This is a genomic window from Variovorax robiniae, assembly GCF_037889955.1.
In the GTDB taxonomy this organism is placed as follows: domain Bacteria; phylum Pseudomonadota; class Gammaproteobacteria; order Burkholderiales; family Burkholderiaceae_C; genus Variovorax; species Variovorax robiniae.
The window spans coordinates 12,887-29,146 of sequence record NZ_JBBKZS010000040.1; the positions used below are offsets into that span (position 1 = coordinate 12,887).

At 65.8% G+C, this 16,260-nt stretch carries 10 protein-coding genes and 2 pseudogenes; 5 read left to right on the forward strand and 7 right to left on the reverse strand.

Annotated features, from left to right (window positions below):
• Positions 1-4: 4 nt before the first annotated feature.
• The 4 genes and pseudogenes from WKW79_RS35245 to WKW79_RS35260 form a co-directional block, all read right to left on the reverse strand.
• Positions 5-1,596, reverse strand: a pseudogene (locus WKW79_RS35245) (dihydrolipoyllysine-residue acetyltransferase).
• Positions 1,597-1,604: 8 nt separating this feature from the next.
• Positions 1,605-4,289: a pyruvate dehydrogenase (acetyl-transferring), homodimeric type gene (gene aceE / locus WKW79_RS35250; protein ID WP_340339885.1), complete on the reverse strand. Its 2,685-nt coding sequence runs from the start codon at positions 4,287-4,289 to the stop codon at positions 1,605-1,607.
• Between the two features lie 452 nt (positions 4,290-4,741).
• Positions 4,742-5,627, reverse strand: a pseudogene (locus WKW79_RS35255) (IS110 family RNA-guided transposase); the annotation flags it as partial.
• 253 nt (positions 5,628-5,880) lie between these two features.
• Positions 5,881-6,165 (reverse strand): SDR family oxidoreductase, encoded by a 285-nt coding sequence (locus WKW79_RS35260; RefSeq protein WP_340339886.1) that lies wholly within the window; start codon positions 6,163-6,165, stop codon positions 5,881-5,883.
• Positions 6,166-6,242: 77 nt separating this feature from the next.
• Between WKW79_RS35260 and WKW79_RS35265 the strand changes: the two genes are divergently transcribed.
• The 4 genes from WKW79_RS35265 (at position 6,243) to WKW79_RS35280 (ending at position 10,848) form a co-directional block, all read left to right on the forward strand.
• Positions 6,243-7,169 carry a LysR substrate-binding domain-containing protein gene (locus tag WKW79_RS35265; protein ID WP_340339887.1) on the forward strand — a complete coding sequence of 309 codons (927 nt, stop codon included), beginning with the start codon at positions 6,243-6,245 and terminating at the stop codon, positions 7,167-7,169.
• 80 nt (positions 7,170-7,249) lie between these two features.
• Positions 7,250-8,659 (forward strand): FAD-dependent tricarballylate dehydrogenase TcuA, encoded by a 1,410-nt coding sequence (gene tcuA / locus WKW79_RS35270; protein ID WP_340339888.1) that lies wholly within the window; start codon positions 7,250-7,252, stop codon positions 8,657-8,659.
• Positions 8,646-9,833, forward strand: a complete 1,188-nt coding sequence (tcuB, locus tag WKW79_RS35275) for a tricarballylate utilization 4Fe-4S protein TcuB (RefSeq protein WP_340339889.1) — start codon at positions 8,646-8,648, stop codon at positions 9,831-9,833. Before tcuA ends, tcuB begins: the two co-directional genes overlap by 14 nt.
• 37 nt (positions 9,834-9,870) lie before the next feature.
• The gene (locus WKW79_RS35280; protein ID WP_340339890.1) at positions 9,871-10,848 is read left to right on the forward strand and encodes a Bug family tripartite tricarboxylate transporter substrate binding protein; all 978 of its coding nucleotides are present in this window, start codon (positions 9,871-9,873) and stop codon (positions 10,846-10,848) included.
• Between the two features lie 160 nt (positions 10,849-11,008).
• Here the strand turns inward: WKW79_RS35280 and WKW79_RS35285 are convergent, their stop codons facing one another.
• From WKW79_RS35285 to WKW79_RS35295, 3 genes are all read right to left on the reverse strand, one after another.
• Entirely contained in the window at positions 11,009-12,292 is a 1,284-nt protein-coding gene (locus WKW79_RS35285) for a porin (RefSeq protein ID WP_340339891.1), read from the reverse strand.
• 124 nt (positions 12,293-12,416) lie between these two features.
• Positions 12,417-14,441 carry a 4-oxalomesaconate tautomerase gene (locus WKW79_RS35290; RefSeq protein WP_340339892.1) on the reverse strand — a complete coding sequence of 675 codons (2,025 nt, stop codon included), beginning with the start codon at positions 14,439-14,441 and terminating at the stop codon, positions 12,417-12,419.
• 1 nt (position 14,442) lies between these two features.
• Complete coding sequence (locus tag WKW79_RS35295) at positions 14,443-15,414, reverse strand: Bug family tripartite tricarboxylate transporter substrate binding protein (RefSeq protein ID WP_340339893.1); 972 nt, start codon at positions 15,412-15,414, stop codon at positions 14,443-14,445.
• A gap of 147 nt (positions 15,415-15,561) precedes the next feature.
• Here WKW79_RS35295 and WKW79_RS35300 point away from each other — a divergent pair.
• Positions 15,562-16,260, forward strand: a 699-nt coding sequence (locus WKW79_RS35300; protein WP_340339894.1) for a LysR family transcriptional regulator, incomplete at its 3' end; no start/stop codon positions are given.

The following is a 16,260-nucleotide window of genomic DNA, read 5'->3' on the forward strand; positions in this document are numbered from 1 at the left end:
TCCTTCAGAACAGCACGCGCCGCAGATCGGCGAGCACGTTGGCGAAATGGACGTTGAAGCGCGCGGCAGCGGCACCATCGATCACGCGGTGATCCCATGACAGGGACAGCGGCAGCGTGAGGCGCGAGGCGTAGGTCTTGCCGTCGCTGGAGTGCTGCTTCCAGTAGCTCTTGCATACGCCCATGATGGCGACCTCGGGCGCGTTGATGATCGGCGTGAAATAGATGCCGCCGATGCCGCCGAGCGAGCTGATGGTGAAGGTGCCACCCGACATCTGGTCGGGCTTGAGCTTGCCGTCGCGTGCCAGCTTGGCGAGCTCACCCATCTCTTTGGCGATCTCGGGCACGGACTTCTTGTCGACGTCGCGGATCACCGGCACCATGAGCCCGTTGGGCGTGTCGGCCGCGAAGCCGATGTGCCAGTAATTCTTCAAGACCAACGCATCGCCGTCGAGGCTCGCATTGAACTCCGGGAACTTCTTCAGTGTCGCAACTGCCGCCTTCATCATGAAAGGCAGCATGCTTATCTTGACGCCCGACTTCTCCAGCTCCCTGTTCATCTGCACACGGAACGGCTCGAGCTCGGTGATGTCCGCCTCGTCGTGCGTCGTCACATGCGGAATGACGACCCAATTGCGATGCAGGTTGGCTGCGCTGATCTTCTTGATGCGTGAGAGTTCTTTCCGCTCGGTCGGGCCGAACTTCGTGAAGTCGACCTTGGGCCAAGGCAGCAGGTCGATGCCGCCGACGCCTCCGGCAGGCGCCGCAGCGGCCTTGCCGGTGGCCGGCGCAGCGGCTGCGCCGCCACCCGTCGCGAAGCCTTCCACGTCGGCGCGCACGATGCGCCCGTGGTCACCGGTGCCCTTGACCTTGCCGAGGTCGACGCCGAGTTCACGTGCGAGCTTGCGCACGGCGGGGCCGGCGTAGGCGAGCGCAAAGGCGGCTTCGTCGATGGCGCCGCTGGACGATGCCGCGGCCTGCGTGGGCGCCGAGGTGGCAGGTGCAGCCGGTGCAGATGCAGCAGTTGCAGCGGGCGCACCGCCCGTCGCGAGCGACAGGATCACCGAGCCCTCGCTGACTTTGTCGCCGATTTGACGCCGATGGCCGTCACTAGGCCCGAGAGCGGTGCCGGCACATCCATCGTGGCCTTGTCGGATTCGAGCGAGACGATCGGGTCCTCGGCCTTCACCGTGTCGCCGACCTTCACGAAGATCTCGATGACGGGCACGTCCTTGAATTCACCAATGTCGGGCACACGCACCTCGGCCACGCCGGCCGGTGCGCTGGTGGCCGAAGGCGCGGCGCTCACGCTGGGCTTGGCAGCCTCGGCAGGCGCAGGCACAGAAGCTGCGTCGCCTGCGGCCTTGAAGGTCATGATGACACTGCCTTCGCCGACCTTGTCGCCGATCTTCACGGAAATGGACTCCACCACGCCGCCATGTGGCGCGGGCACATCCATCGTCGCCTTGTCGGATTCGAGCGAGACCAGTGGGTCTTCGGCTTTCACCGTATCGCCGGGCTTCACGAAAATTTCGATGACCGGCACGTCGCTGAAGTCACCGATGTCGGGAACCTTGATGTCGATTGCGTTGCTCATGTCGTGCCTCAGACTGTCCAGGGGGCTGCGCGCTCGGCATCGAGCCCGTACTTCACGATGGCGTCGGCCACCACGCTGTGCTTGAGGACGCCGTCGTCCGCCAGCGCCTTGAGGGCGGCTACCACGACGTGCCACCGATCCACCTCGAAGAAGCGGCGCAGCTTGCGGCGGTAATCGCTGCGGCCAAAGCCGTCGGTGCCGAGCACGATGTAGCGTCGGCCCGCGGCCTGAACGTACTCGCGCACCTGGTCGGCGTAGTTGCGCATGTAATCGGTGGCCGCGATGACCGGGCCGTCGTGCCCTTCGAGGCATTGCTCGACATGGCTCTTGCGTGCGGGCTCGGTCGGGTGCAGCCGGCTCCAGCGTTCGGCGGCCATGCCGTCGCGGCGCAGCTCGTTGTAGCTGGTGGCGCTCCAGACGTCGGCGGCGATGCCGAAGTCGGCCTTCAGCAGTTCGGCCGCGAACATCACCTCGCGCAGAATGGTGCCGCTGCCCATGAGCTGCACGCGGTGGCCCTTTTTCTTTCCCGTTTCAGGGGTCTTGCCGCCATCGCTCAACTGATAGAGCCCCTTGAGAATTCCCGCCTCGCTGCCTTCGGGCATGCCCGGGTGCGTGTAGTTCTCGTTCATCAGCGTGATGTAGTAGTACACGTCCTCCTGCTCGGAGTACATGCGGCGCATGCCGTCGCGCACGATGGTCACCACCTCGTAGGCGAAGGTCGGGTCGTACGAGAGGCAGTTGGGAATCGTGCCCGCCAAGATGTGGCTGTGGCCGTCCTCGTGCTGCAGGCCTTCGCCGTTGAGCGTCGTGCGTCCGGCGGTACCACCGAGCAGGAAGCCGCGCGCACGGATGTCTCCTGCCAGCCAGGCCAGGTCGCCGACGCGCTGCAGCCCGAACATCGAGTAGTAGATATAGAACGGGATCATCGGCACGTTGTTCGTGCTGTACGAGGTGGCCGCGACGATCCAGCTGGACATCGCGCCGCCCTCGTTGATGCCTTCCTGAAGCACCTGGCCGTCCTTCGACTCGCGGTAGTACATGAGCTGGTCCGCGTCCTGCGGCTTGTAGAGCTGGCCGAGCGAAGACCAGATGCCGAGCTGGCGGAACATGCCCTCCATGCCGAAGGTGCGCGACTCGTCGGGCACGATCGGCACCACGTGCTTGCCGATCACCTTGTCGCGCACCAGCGTACCGAGCATCTGCACGAAGGCCATGGTGGTGGAGATCTCGCGCTCGCCGGTGTCCTTGAGCAGGCGCTCGAAGATGGACAACGGCGGAATCTCCAGCGCGGTCGACTTCATGCGGCGCTGAGGCAGGTAGCCCCCGAGCGCTGCGCGTCGCTCCCGCAGGTACTTCATCTCAGGGCTGTCCTCGGCGAGCTTGATGAACGGCACGTTGGGCAGTTCCTCGTCGGACACCGGGATCTGGAAGCGATCGCGAAAGCCGCGCAGCGCGTCCTGCGTCATCTTCTTGGCCTGGTGGGCGATCATTTGGCCCTCGCCCGATTCGCCCATGCCGTAGCCCTTCACCGTCTTGGGCAGGATCAGCGTGGGCTGGCCAGTGTGCTTGACGGCTGCGGCGTAGGCGGCGAACACCTTCTCGGGGTCGTGGCCGCCGCGCGTGAGGCCCCAGATCTCGTCGTCGCTCATGCCGGCGACCAGCGCGCGAGTCTCTTCGTACTTGCCGAAGAAGTGCTCGCGCACATACGCGCCGCTCTTGCTCTTGAAGTCCTGATACTCGCCGTCGACGCACTCTTCCATGCGCTGCAGCAGCTTGCCGCTGGTGTCCTTCGCGAGCAGCGCGTCCCAGCCGCTGCCCCAGAGCACCTTGATAACGTTCCAGCCGGCGCCGCGGAATACGCTCTCGAGTTCCTGCACGATCTTGCCATTGCCCCGCACCGGGCCGTCCAGGCGCTGCAGATTGCAGTTGATGACGAAGACCAGGTTGTCGAGACTCTCACGGCCCGCCAGCGAGATCGCACCGAGCGACTCGGGCTCGTCCATCTCGCCATCGCCCATGAACGCCCAGACCTTGCGCGGCGTCGTATCGGCGAGGCCGCGCCCATGCAAGTACTTGAGGAAGCGCGCCTGGTAGATCGCCATCAGCGGGCCGAGACCCATGGAGACGGTCGGGAACTGCCAGAAGTCAGGCATCAGCCAAGGATGCGGATAGGACGGGATGCCGTTGCCGTCCGCTTCCTGGCGGTAGTTGAGCAATTGTTGCTCGGTCAGGCGCCCTTCGAGAAAGGCGCGCGCATAGATGCCGGGCGAACTGTGACCTTGGATGAACAACAGGTCGCCCCCGTGCGTTTCCGTGGCCGCATGCCAGAAGTGGCCGAAGCCGATGTCGTAGAGCGTCGCCGCAGACTGGAAGCTCGCGATGTGGCCGCCCAACTCGGACGAGTCCTTGTTGGCCCGCAAGATGATTGCCATCGCATTCCAGCGGATGATGGAACGCAGGCGGTGCTCGATCTCACGGTTGCCGGGCGACTTCTCCTCGCGCTCTGGGGGGAAAGTGTTCTTGTAGGCCGTGTTGAGCGAGCGCGGCACGTAGACGCCATCGCGACGTCCCTCGTCCACCAAGCGGTTCAACAGGAAGTTGGTGCGGTCGGGGCCGCGATGCTGTCGGACCGCGCCCAGCGCGTCGATCCACTCGCAGGTCTCCGTGGGGTCAACATCACCCGTGGTACTCATCGATTGTCTCCTGTGTCATGACCGAAGTCGCATCAGGGCGATGTGACTGGCGGATGACTAGAGCAAGCGATATGCCACGTCAGACAAGAGTCTGAGAACGCGCTAAGCCGTTGATTTCATATGCATTGCTCAGAGACGATGATTCGCATGACGCCGGCAACCCGGGAAATTCGTTGCGGTGCCGTCCGACTATTCGGACAGCAAGCCTGGGGCAAACCCTATCGCGCTCGAAGAAGCGTTTGTTGGGATGAACCGCGTTGCTGATTCGGTAGCTGTTAGGGTGCGTTGCTGAAGCCAGCGTGTATGCCGTCTTTACCGTGGCAAGAATTCCTGCGCGTAGAAGGATCGCGGCCAATGCCCGCGATGCCTCAATGTGGAAGACACCTCCCGCCGAACGAGACAAGGCCTGACCTGAAGCCGGCCCGGGCTGGGGACGCAGCGGCAGGCGGCACTCAGGCGGTGGCGGGCGTGGCGATGAAGCCGTGCTTGTGCAGCATCTTGAGCCAGCGCGGGGCGTTGCGTGCCACATTCAGCGCCTCGTAGTCCACCACGCGATCCTGGTAGTAGGTGCCGCTGTCCAGCATGGCGTAGATCGTACGCAGCGCCTGGAACTTGTCCTTGAAGGCACAGCGCGTCCGCGCCGCGGCCTGCGCAAACTCGCACAGCAGTCGGCGCACCCAGGCATTGCCTTTGCGGATGCGTCCGCTCTTGCGCTTGCCGGCACTCTGGTTGTTGCCTGGGCAGATGCCCACCCAAGACGCCAGGCGCTCAGCGCTGCCGAAGACGCTCATGTCCGCGCCGATCTCCACCAGCAGCATCGCCGCGCCGATCTGGTCTATCCCCGGCAGGGTCTGCAGCAGCGTCGGTTGCGCGGTCCAAGGATACAGGCCCGCCAGCAGGTACTGGTCCATGCGGGCGATGCGCTGCTCGATGTGCTGCAGGATCTCGTCGGCGACGAAGCGGTGCGTGGCGCTGAGCCGCTCGGTGCTCAGCGCCTCGAACAGCTCCTCGCGGCTGGCACGCAACCGCCCCTTGAGGTCCAGAACCTCATGAAGGGGTCTGTCTTGCACGAGCGCCTTGACCATCGCGCCCATGGATGTCTTTGACCAGCACGTTCAGCCTCACCCCGGCGTCAACCAGCACCTTGTGCAGGCGGTTCTTCTCAGCGCTGGCCGCGCCCACGAGCTTTTGCCGTTGGCGCGCCACCAGCCGAAGCTCGCGCAAGTCCCGCGGCGGGATGAATGACGCGCGCAGCAAGCCCGCGCGTGCCAGCGTGGCCAGCCACTGCGCGTCGGCCATGTCGGTCTTGCGACCGGGCACGGCCTTGGCGTGCCGCGCATACGCGGCGCACCGCTGGTCCTTCAGAACCTCGTCAAGCTGGGGTGACGCAACCACCCACGGAGAGCCGCTTCTACCTTGGCAAGACGGCGCCCTCAGGGGCCACGGCCAAACCGGCGGCTTCGAGCGCGGGCTTGACGCTTTCGAGTGCCCCTCCCCATCGCAGGGGATCAACGCACCAGAGATATAGCGCGCGTGGGGAGACGCGAGAAACACGCCAGGTTTGCGATGTCGTCCAAGATCCCGATGCGCTTCAGAGGCACGCTGCCGCCAGCCTACTGCCGCTGCGCGTCGCTTGCGAGATGGAGTTGAGGCGTACGCCAGCGCTTCCCCATTCGAGCGCGAGCACGCGCGTGAGTTGATCGCTCCCCGCCTTTGCCGCGCACGCGCAATTGAGGCGCGGTGATATTGATGACCGATGCCCCAGGCTTCCTGGGAAGAGCGATGGCCTGCCGAAGCACATTGCAAGTGCCAAACAAGTCGACGGGGTTAGGCGCAGGAAGCGCGAATGCGGGCGGGCGCCCGGACCTGCGCGCATGAGTCAAGTGTCCGCGGGTCATCCGTGTTGGAATATCAAGGGTGCGGGAGCGCGCCCGAGCTGTTTTGGACACGACCATGGAACTGCGGCAACTGCGATATTTCGTCAAGGTGTGCGAGCTCGGCAGCATGGGGCGCGCGGCGCTGGAACTGGGCGTCGTCACCTCGGCGTTGAGCCAGCAGATCAGCCGGCTGGAAAGCGAACTCTCCACCCGTCTGCTGCAGCGCCAGTCGACCGGTGTCACGCCGACCGACGCAGGCCTTGCCTTCCTGCAGCAGTCCCAGCTCACGCTGCGGCATGCCGACGAGGCGGTGCGCGCAGCGCAGCAGGCCCGGCTGGCCGGCCACGTCAGCATCGGCCTGGCGTCGACCACCGCCTCGGTGCTCGGCGTGCCGCTGATGCGAGCCATGAGCGAGCGCTATCCCGCCGTCCGGCTGCACCTGGTCGAGGCGTTGTCGGGGCACCTGGCGACCATGCTCAATGCGCGCCAGCTGGACCTGGCGATCCTGTTCCGCACCGAGACCGCTCGACGCTGGAGCGTCACGCCGCTGCTGGACGAGCGGCTCTACGTGATCGGCGCCGCCGGACTGCCAGGACTGCCGGCCACGCCGCGTGTGCGCCTGGCGCAACTCGGTACGCTGCCGCTGATCCTGCCGAGCGGCACGCACGGCTTGCGCGCGCTGATCGAGGCCGCCTTTGCGCGGATGCGCGCCACGCCGAACGTGGTTGCCGAGATCGATGGCCTCTCGCTGCTGATGGATGCGGTGCGCGCCGGCCGCGGCGCCACCATCCAGCCCGGTGCAGTCACCGCGCGTCTCGGCGACGGCAAGTGGATACAGGCCATGATTGCGGATGCGCAGTGCAGTCGCCGCAACCTGCTGGCCAGCGTGTCGAATGACGAGTTGTCACCCGCCGCGCTGGCGGCCCGGGTGGTGCTGAGCGACGTGGCACGCGCCCTGGTACGCGACAGGCATTGGCCCGGCGCCACCCTTCACGAACACTGAAGACCCGTTGCCGGTTTCGCCGTTTCGCGCGCAGCCGTTGCTGCCTACAGTTGCCTCACCCCCACAAAGAGGCAAACCCCATGATCGATGTCCTGGTCGTCGGCGGCGGCAACGCCGCGCTGTGCGCCGCGCTGATGGCGCGCGAGGCTGGCGCCAGCGTGCTGCTGCTCGAATCGTCTCCGCGCGCTTGGCGCGGCGGCAACTCGCAGCACACCCGCAACCTGCGCTGCATGCACGATGCGCCGCAGGACGTGCTGGTCGACGCCTATCCGGAAGAAGAGTACTGGCAGGACCTGCTCAAGGTGACCGGCGGTCTCACCGACGAGCACCTTGCGCGGCTCGTGATCCGCGCCTCGTCGAGCTGTCGCGACTGGATGCGAAAGCACGGCGTGCACTTTCAGCCGCCGCTGTCGGGCGCGCTGCATGTGGCGCGCACCAATGCCTTCTTCATGGGCGGCGGCAAGGCGCTGGTCAACGCGTACTTTCGCAGCGCGGAAAGGCTCGGTGTGCAGATCCTCTACGACACGCCGGTGGTGTCGGTCGAACTCGACGGCGATCGCTTCGTCGCCGCCCGCACTGCCAGCGGTGAACGCATCGAAGCCAGGAGCTGCGTGCTTGCGGCAGGCGGGTTCGAGTCCAACCTCGAATGGCTGCGCGAAGCCTGGGGTGTGAACGAGCGCGGGGAATGGCCGGCCGACAACTTCCTGATCCGAGGCACCCGCTTCAACCAGGGCGTGCTGCTCAAGCACATGATCGAATCGGGCGCCGACGCGATCGGCGATCCGACGCAGGCGCACATGGTCGCCATCGATGCCCGAGCGCCACTCTACGACGGCGGCATCTGCACCCGCATCGATTGCGTGTCGCTCGGCGTGGTGGTCAACCGCGAGGGCAATCGCTTCTACGACGAGGGCGAGGATTTCTGGCCCAAGCGCTATGCGATCTGGGGCCGGTTGGTGGCACAGCAACCGGGCCAGGTCGGCTACTCGGTCATCGACCAGAAGGCGATCGGCCGCTTCATGCCGCCGGTGTTTCCCGGCACCACGGCCGACACGCTGGCCGAACTGGCGCGCAAGCTCGCCCTGCCGGAGCAGGCCTTCGTCCGGACCGTCGAGGCCTACAACGCCGCCTGCCGTGTCGGCACCTTCGACCACACCGCGCTGGATGACTGCCACACCGAGGGCCTGGCACCCGCCAAGACGCACTGGGCGCGGCCGCTCGACACGCCACCCTTCCACGCCTACGCGCTGAAACCCGGCATCACCTTCACCTACCTGGGCCTCAAGGTCGACGACCGCGCCGCGGTGCACTTTGGCGGCTGGCCCAGCCCCAACCTGTTCGTGGCCGGAGAAATGATGGCCGGCAACGTGCTGGGCAAGGGCTACACCGCGGGCGTCGGCATGGCGATCGGCACCGCCTTCGGCCGCATCGCCGGCCAACAGGCGGCCGCTGCCGCCACAACTCGGAATGTCGACCATGCAAGCGCTTGAAGTCCTGACCCGCGAGGCCAGCATGCTGGCCAACGGCAGCAGCATGCGGGTGATCCCGATCCTGAACGCGCGGGAGGCCGAAGTCGGCCGCCAGATGCAGATCTGCAATGCCTGCCGCTACTGCGAAGGCTTCTGTGCCGTCTTCCCGGCGATGACGCGGCGGCTCGAGTTCGGCAAGGCCGACATCCACTACCTTGCCAACCTGTGCCACAACTGCGGCGCCTGCCTGCATGCCTGCCAGTACGCGCCGCCGCACGAGTTCGCGGTCAACGTGCCCAAGGCCATGGCCGAGGTGCGCGGCCAGACCTATGCCGACTACGCCTGGCCGCCGGCATTCGGCCGCCTCTACCAGCGCAACGGCCTGACGCTGTCGCTGGCACTGTCGGCCGGCCTCGCGCTCTTCCTGATCCTGGCCGTCGCCATGAAAGGAACGCTATGGGGTGGCGGGCTCGGCGGCAGCTTCTATCAGTTGTTCCCGCACAACCTGCTGGTCGGCATGTTCGCGCCGGTGTTCCTGTACGCGACGCTGGCGTTGGCGATGGGCGTGCGGCGCTTCTGGCGCGAGGTGACGCCGGCCACCAGCGACGCACCGATCAGCGGGCCGGCCGCAGCCGAGGCCACCGATGCCGTGCTGCGCCTGAAGTATCTCGACGGCGGGCACGGCGAGGGTTGCAACAACGAGGACGACGCCTTCACGCTGTGGCGCCGGCGCTTTCATCACTTCGCCTTCTACGGTTTCCTGCTGTGCTTTGCGGCCACCGCCGTCGCCACGCTCTACCACTACGTTTTCGGCTGGGTCGCGCCGTACGAACTGCCCAGCCTGCCCAAGCTGCTTGGCGTGGTCGGCGGCGTCAGCCTGATGATCGGCACGGCTGGCCTGTGGAAATTGAACCGCCTGCGCCATCCGCTGCACGGCGACGCCACGCAAAAGCCGATGGACCTGGGCTTCATCGCGCTGCTGTTCCTCACCAGCGCGAGCGGCCTGGCCCTGTGGCTGGGACGCGGTACGCCGGCCCTGGCCGTGCTCCTGTGCGTCCACCTCGGCGCGGTGATGGCGCTCTTCGCCACCCTGCCCTACGGCAAGTTCGCGCACGGCATCTTCCGCAGCGCCGCGCTGCTGCGCCATGCGATCGAGAAGCGCCAGCCGAGCCCGATCGGCCTGGGCGACGAATGAGCAGCATCTCCAGAAAAACCCACTCGCGAGAACCACGATGAATCGACGTCACCTGTTGCAGTCCACCGCGCTGGCCGCATCCTGCCTGCTGCTGGCGCCTCACAGCCATGCGCAGGACTTTCCGCCCGCAAGGCCCGTCACGCTGGTGGTGGGCTTCGCGGCCGGCGGAGCAGCGGACGCGGCGGCGCGCCTCATCGCGAAGAAGCTGGGCGAGAACATCGGCCAGAGCGTCATCGTCGACAACAAGGCAGGCGCGGGCGGAAACATCGCGCACCAGCAAGTCGCCAGCGGTCCGGCGGACGGCTCGATGCTGTTGCTGGGCTCGATCGGGCCGCTGACCATCGCGCCGCATGTGATGAAGGTGAGGTATGACCCGTTCAAGGACCTGGCGCCGGTCTCGGGCGGCGTCAACTTCCCCAACGTGCTGGTGGTCCACAAGGGCGCGGGGGTGACGACACTGGCCGAGTTCGTGGCCCTCGCCAAAAGGAAGCCCGGCGCCGTGGATTTCGCCTCCACCGGCGCGGGCTCTGCTTCGCACCTGGCGGGCGAACTGTTCAACCAGCGCGCCGGCGTGGAGATGGTGCACGTGCCTTACAAGGGTGGCGCGCCTGCACTGCAGGACCTGCTGGGCGAGCGCGTGACTTCGTACTTCGCGGCGCCACCCACGGCGATGCCGCAGGTGGAAGCTGGCAAGTTGCTCCCGCTGGCCACCACCGGCGCGACACGTCCAGCCTACCTGCCCGGCATTCCGACGGTGGCCGAATCGGGCTACCCCGGATTCGAGGCCTTGAACTGGTACGCGTTCGTGGCCCCGGGCAAGACGCCGGCGCCGATACTGGACCGGTGGAACCTGGAGATCGTGAAGGTGCTGAACGATCCGGGCGTCAAGGATGCGCTGAACAAACACGGCCTGACGCCGCAACCCACCACGCGCGCCGAACTCACGGCCTTCATGAGGAAGGAAGACGCCAAGTGGAGCGCGATCGTGCGCGAGCGGAAGATCACGGCCGACTGATACCGGGATCGGCCCGCTCGCCACAGATAGTCGATCAGGCTTGCATGTCGTCCATAAGGCTTCGAATCGCCTCGAACCTGTGGGCCTGCGCGAAGGCCCGGACGATGCCGAAGAACGACAGGCAAACGCGCGCCCTGGTCGGGCACCTGGCCGCGGAGACTCAGAACGAATGGCGAATGCCGAGGTCATAGCCTCTTGCACTTCGCGGCGCAATGCCCGAGGAGGCGGTGCCGCCCGCCACGTTCGCCAGGCCGCCGGCGTAGATGCCCATGATGGCCGGGTTGTTCTGGCCGTTGCTGACCCGGACCTGCGCCACGGTGGCGTACAACGCGGTCCGCTTCGACAGGTTGTGAACGTAGCCCAGCGCTAGCTTGCTAACCGAAGCGTCGCGATCTGGCGCCCCCGGCAGCACAGGCCCCAGGTCGTTGTCGAAGTTCACGCGGGCGACAGAGGCCTTGAACATTCCCGGACCGACGGGGACTGTCATGCCGAGCATCGCGCCGTTGTACTTGTCGTTCTCCTTGACCGCAGGCCCAGCCACGCCGCGGACCGGGGTCACGGTGGAGGTGCTGTCGCGCACCTGGGACAGTTCGCCCATCAGCTTCAGGATGCCGAAGTCCCAGGACGCACCGAGGTTGATGGTCTTCAACTTGTCGGAGAAGCGGGCGCCGGTCGCGATGCCTGCTGCGGTCAGGGTCGTGGTGTCGGCGGCCGTGCTTTCTCCGTACGCGATCGCGACGTCAAGGGGACCGTTGGCGTAGCCGAAGCGACCGCCGTAGTAGCGTCCCTTGCTGGAAGGGCTGCCCGGAACGTTGTTCGAATCCACGTTCTCGTGCAGCGAGTACATGAGTTGCCCGTAGAAGCCGCCGAGGTTGCGCGGAAGGAAGTAGCCGATGCTGTTCGACGCGCGGATCGCGTTGTCGTTCGGCGCGATGAGCGAGCCCGGGCCGCGAACGGTGGCGATGCTGCCGCTGACGGTCTTGATCAGGTTTTCGCCGACACCGACCGCGCCCATCGGATCGAACACGCTCTCGTTCCAGTAGGTCGGCACATAGTCGCGACCCAGACGGAGCTCGCCGAAGCCGCCCGACAGGCTGACCGTGGAGCGCCTGCTGAAAGCCGCGATGGCGTTGGCGCCGGTGTCCTGGTTGAAGCCGGATTCGAGCCAGAAGCTGGCCGCCAATCCACCACCGAGATCCTCGGTGCCGCGGAAGCCGACGCGGCTGGAGGCATTGCCGCCGCTGGACAGGGCCGTCAAGGAGCGACCGACCTCTATGGGTGTGGCGACCGGCGGCAGCGAGGCGACGGGCGAGTAGTAATAGACGCCCTTCGCGCTGTAGTAGCTGACGGCTGCGTCCGCCACGCCGAAGAGCGTCAGGGATGATTGCGCCATGGCGGCGCCGGAGGCAGCCAGAGCTGCAAGGGTGATCAAGGCTCTCTTCATCTTCAATGTCTCCCGGTAAAAAATTGGATGTCTGGTGCGGTGCCTGGGCTCCAGGCAGCAACGCGGGTTCGGTTTGCAAACTTGCATTGCTTGGCTCGGGCGTCGATTGACGATGCCCGGCACATCAGTCCAGCACGAGGACGCCCGGCTCCTGTGGCGCGAGCGCGCCGTCGGCGACCACGCCCTGCCAGCGGCCGAGGTCGTCATGAACGCGCTTGCGCAATGCCGCCGGTGCTCCGCCCTCGACCTTGGCGCCCTGGCGCTCGAAGCGCGCGACCACCTGCGCGTCGGCGAGCACTTCGTTGAGGGCGTGGTTGATCTGCGCGACCACGGTCGCCGGTGTGCCTGCCGGCGCGAAGAGTCCGTACCACTGCGAGACATCGATGCCCTCGATGCCCGACTCCGACAGCGTCGGCACCTCGGGCAATGCATCGAGTCGCGATCCCGAAGCCACCGCCAGGGCGCGCAGGCGGCCATCGAGGATGAATGGGTAGGCCGTGAAGAAGCTCGGGAACATGACCTGCGTCCGCCCCTCCAGGGTGTCCAGGATGGCGGGGGCGGCGCCATCGGAGGTCCTGCCGTTCATCTTCGTGCCGGTGTTCTGCTTGAACAGTTCGGCCGCGAAATGCGGCGGCGTTCCATCGCCTGCTGACGCGTAACTGATGCTGCGGGGCGAGCCGGTCAATCGCTCGACAAGGCTTCGCACGTCTGCGAGTCCGCTTTGCGTGTTGGCGACCATCAGGGTGGGCGAAGAGCCCACGAGGCCGATGGGTTCGAAATCCATGACCGGGTCGTACGCCAGCTTTTGAAGCGCCGGATTCATCGCATGCGTTCCGACATAGCCGAACATCAGCGTGTGGCCATCCGGTTCGGCCCGTGCCACGTATTCGCTGGCGATGGCACCGTTGGCGCCGGCACGGTTGTCGACGAGCACGTCCTGGCCCAGCAGCGGCCTGAGCTTGGACGCGATGATCCGGGCCATCGTGTCATTGCCGCCGCCCGCGCGGGTCGGCACGATGATGGTGATGGGCTTGCGCGGGAAGCTCGCGGCTTCCTGCTGCGCCACATCGGGCCGCGTGAAGACGTAGTCGGGCAACTGCATCTCTCCCTGCATGATCTTCCGGGCAGTGCGCACCAGGGCCGCGGCCGTGACCGACGCCTGGTCGCCATGGCCTTCCAGTTCGACCTCGACATCGATCTGGCCCGCCGGGTGCAACAGGACCAGCTGATGCCGACCCGGATCGCGCCCCATCGCGCTCGCGACTGTGCCGGGCAGCGCGAATGCGCTCAACACGCCGATGGCGCCCGTGACCGCATGCGAGGCATGGCAACGGCGCGGCGTGAAATAGCGCGAGGTGATGCTGTCTGGCGAGTCGCCAGGGCTGACCAGTACGGGCTTGGGAATGACGCTGGCGGATACATCGCCCAGGCCCATCAGCAAGCCGGCCTGCAGACGCAGCTTTTCCAATCGCTCTAGCAGCGCGGGATTCGCATCCAGCGCCGCCGGCTTCTCGCTGCCGGTGACACCGAGGTCGCCCGCACGGACGATCATCAAGGGCATGGCGGCATCGATGCATGTCACCTCGACGCCGTCGATCGTGTCGACGCGCTTGCCGGTCGGAAACACCTTTCCTGTGACCGCACCCCAGGCATCCAGGAAGTTCAGCAGGATCGGCGCGGCCGTGCCCGCGACGCCATCGATGCGCGCATCGCCGTCATAGGTGACGCGGCCACCGGGCGTGCGTACGACCACATCGATGCGTGACCGGGTATTGACGTTGAAGACGCGCACGCGGGTCGTGCCATCCAGCGCCTCGACGAGTCCCTGCTCGATGGCGAAAGGTGCGACGCCGGAGAGCATGTTGCCGCAGTTGGGCCGTGTGTCGACGGAGCGATGGCCGACCCCCACTTGCGCGAACAGGTAGTCCAGGTCGCAACCGGGCTCCTGCGAGCGCGAGACGATCGCCACCTTGCTGTTGAGAGTGCTACCGCCGCCGACGCCGTCCAGTTGCAGCGGATCCGACGCGCCGATCGCGCCGATGAGGGCCTGGTCACGCTCTTCTTCGTTCGCGGGGAGCCACTCCTTGAGGAAGAAGGGCCCACGCGACGTGCCGGCGCGCATCAGCACGCAAGGAAGTGTCCTGCTCATTTCAATCAGCCGTCAGCTTGGCGGCCTGGACGACCTTCTTCCACTTGACCTGTTCCTGCTGGACGAAGGTGCGCATCTGCTCAGTCGACATGGTCTCGACTTCAGCACCGTGGTCCTCAAGCTTCTTGATGACGGTCTTGTCCGCCAGCGCCTCGTTCAGCGCCTTGTTGAGTTGATCTACCACCGCCTTGGGCGTTTTCGCCGGCGCGAAGATGGCGTACCACTGCGACACGTCGACATTGTCGATACCCTGCTCCTTGAGCGTCGGGACATCGGGCATCAAGTGCGAGCGCTTGCTGCCCGCCACACCGATGGCCTTCAGCTTGCCACCCTTGACGTAGGGGATGGCCGTGAAAAGGCTGGGGAACATCACCTGTGTCTGTCCACCGATGGTGTCCGTGACCGCAGGCGCCGAACCCTTGTAGGGCACATGAAGCATGGTCGTGCCCGTGGAGAGCTTGAACATCTCCGCAGCGAAATGCGGCGCGGTGCCGTTGCCGGCCGAGGCGTAGCTGACCTGGTTGGGATTCGCCTTGATGTAGGCGACCAGTTCCTTGGCGTTGTTAGCCTTCACGGAGGGGCTGACGACCATCAAGGTCGCGGAGGAGCCGACCATGCCCACCGGCTCGAAGTCCTTGACGGGGTCGTAGCGCAGCTTCTGCAGTGCGGGGTTCATCGCGTGTGTGGCGATGTAGCCCAGCATGAGCGTGTAGCCATCGGCCGGGGCACGCATGACGAACTCGCTGGCGATGGCACCGTTGGCACCGGCCTTGTTGTCGACGATCACCGGCTGCTTCAAGCTGACCGACATGGCCTGGCCGATGACCCGCGCCATGGCGTCGTTGGCGCCGCCTGCGGCCGTTGGCACGACGATGGTGATGGCCTTTTCCGGGAAGGCAGCAACCGCGCTCGCGCATGTCAGCACGGCGGCCGCGGCGAGGGAACTAAGGCTAAGGACTTGACGAATTTGCACTTGATGTCTCCGATGGTTTGTAGGTTGGCGTCAAGATCTGTTCCTTGACCGAGACCGTATGGTCTTTGGTTTAGTCGGTAGCGTGAATTGCATGTTTAGGATCGATTGATGCACACTGTCGATCAGTCAACTCCACGGAGCACGCTGATGGCCATCAACTTCAACCTCAACGATCTGCAGGCATTTCGCGCTGTGGCCGAGCTCAACAGCTTTCGCAAGGCGGCCGACGCCCTGCACGTGTCCCAGCCCGCGTTCAGCAGGCGCATCGAAAAGCTGGAAGACGCCTTGGGCGTACGCCTGCTCGAACGCACAACGAGGCGTGTGAGCCTGACCTCGGTTGGCCGCGACTTCGACCGCAAGGTGCAACAGCTGCTGGACGACCTCGATGAGACGCTGCTGGGCATACGGGGCGTGGCGGGTACACGCATGGGGGAGGTGACGATTGCCTGCGTGCCGTCCACTGTCTACTACTATCTGTCGCAAGTGATCTCGCGCTATCACGAGCGCTACCCCAAGATCCGGGTCAAGGTACTTGACGACAGCGCGAATGATGTGTTGTCGACCGTGTCGCGTGGGGAAGCGGACTTCGGACTGAATTTTGTGGGCAGCCAGGAGCCTGACATCGACTTCACGCCCCTGCTGGAAGAGCGCTTCGTTGCTGCCTGTCGGCGCGATCACCCGCTGGCGAAGAAGCGGCGCGTGACATGGACCGAACTGGCCGCATACGACTACATTTCGGTCAGCAAGGTTTCAGGGAATCGCCTGTTGCTGGACCAGGCGCTGTCGAACCTGCCGGGCCGGCCGCAAAGCATCTACGAAACGCAACACGTGACGACAATGCTCGGG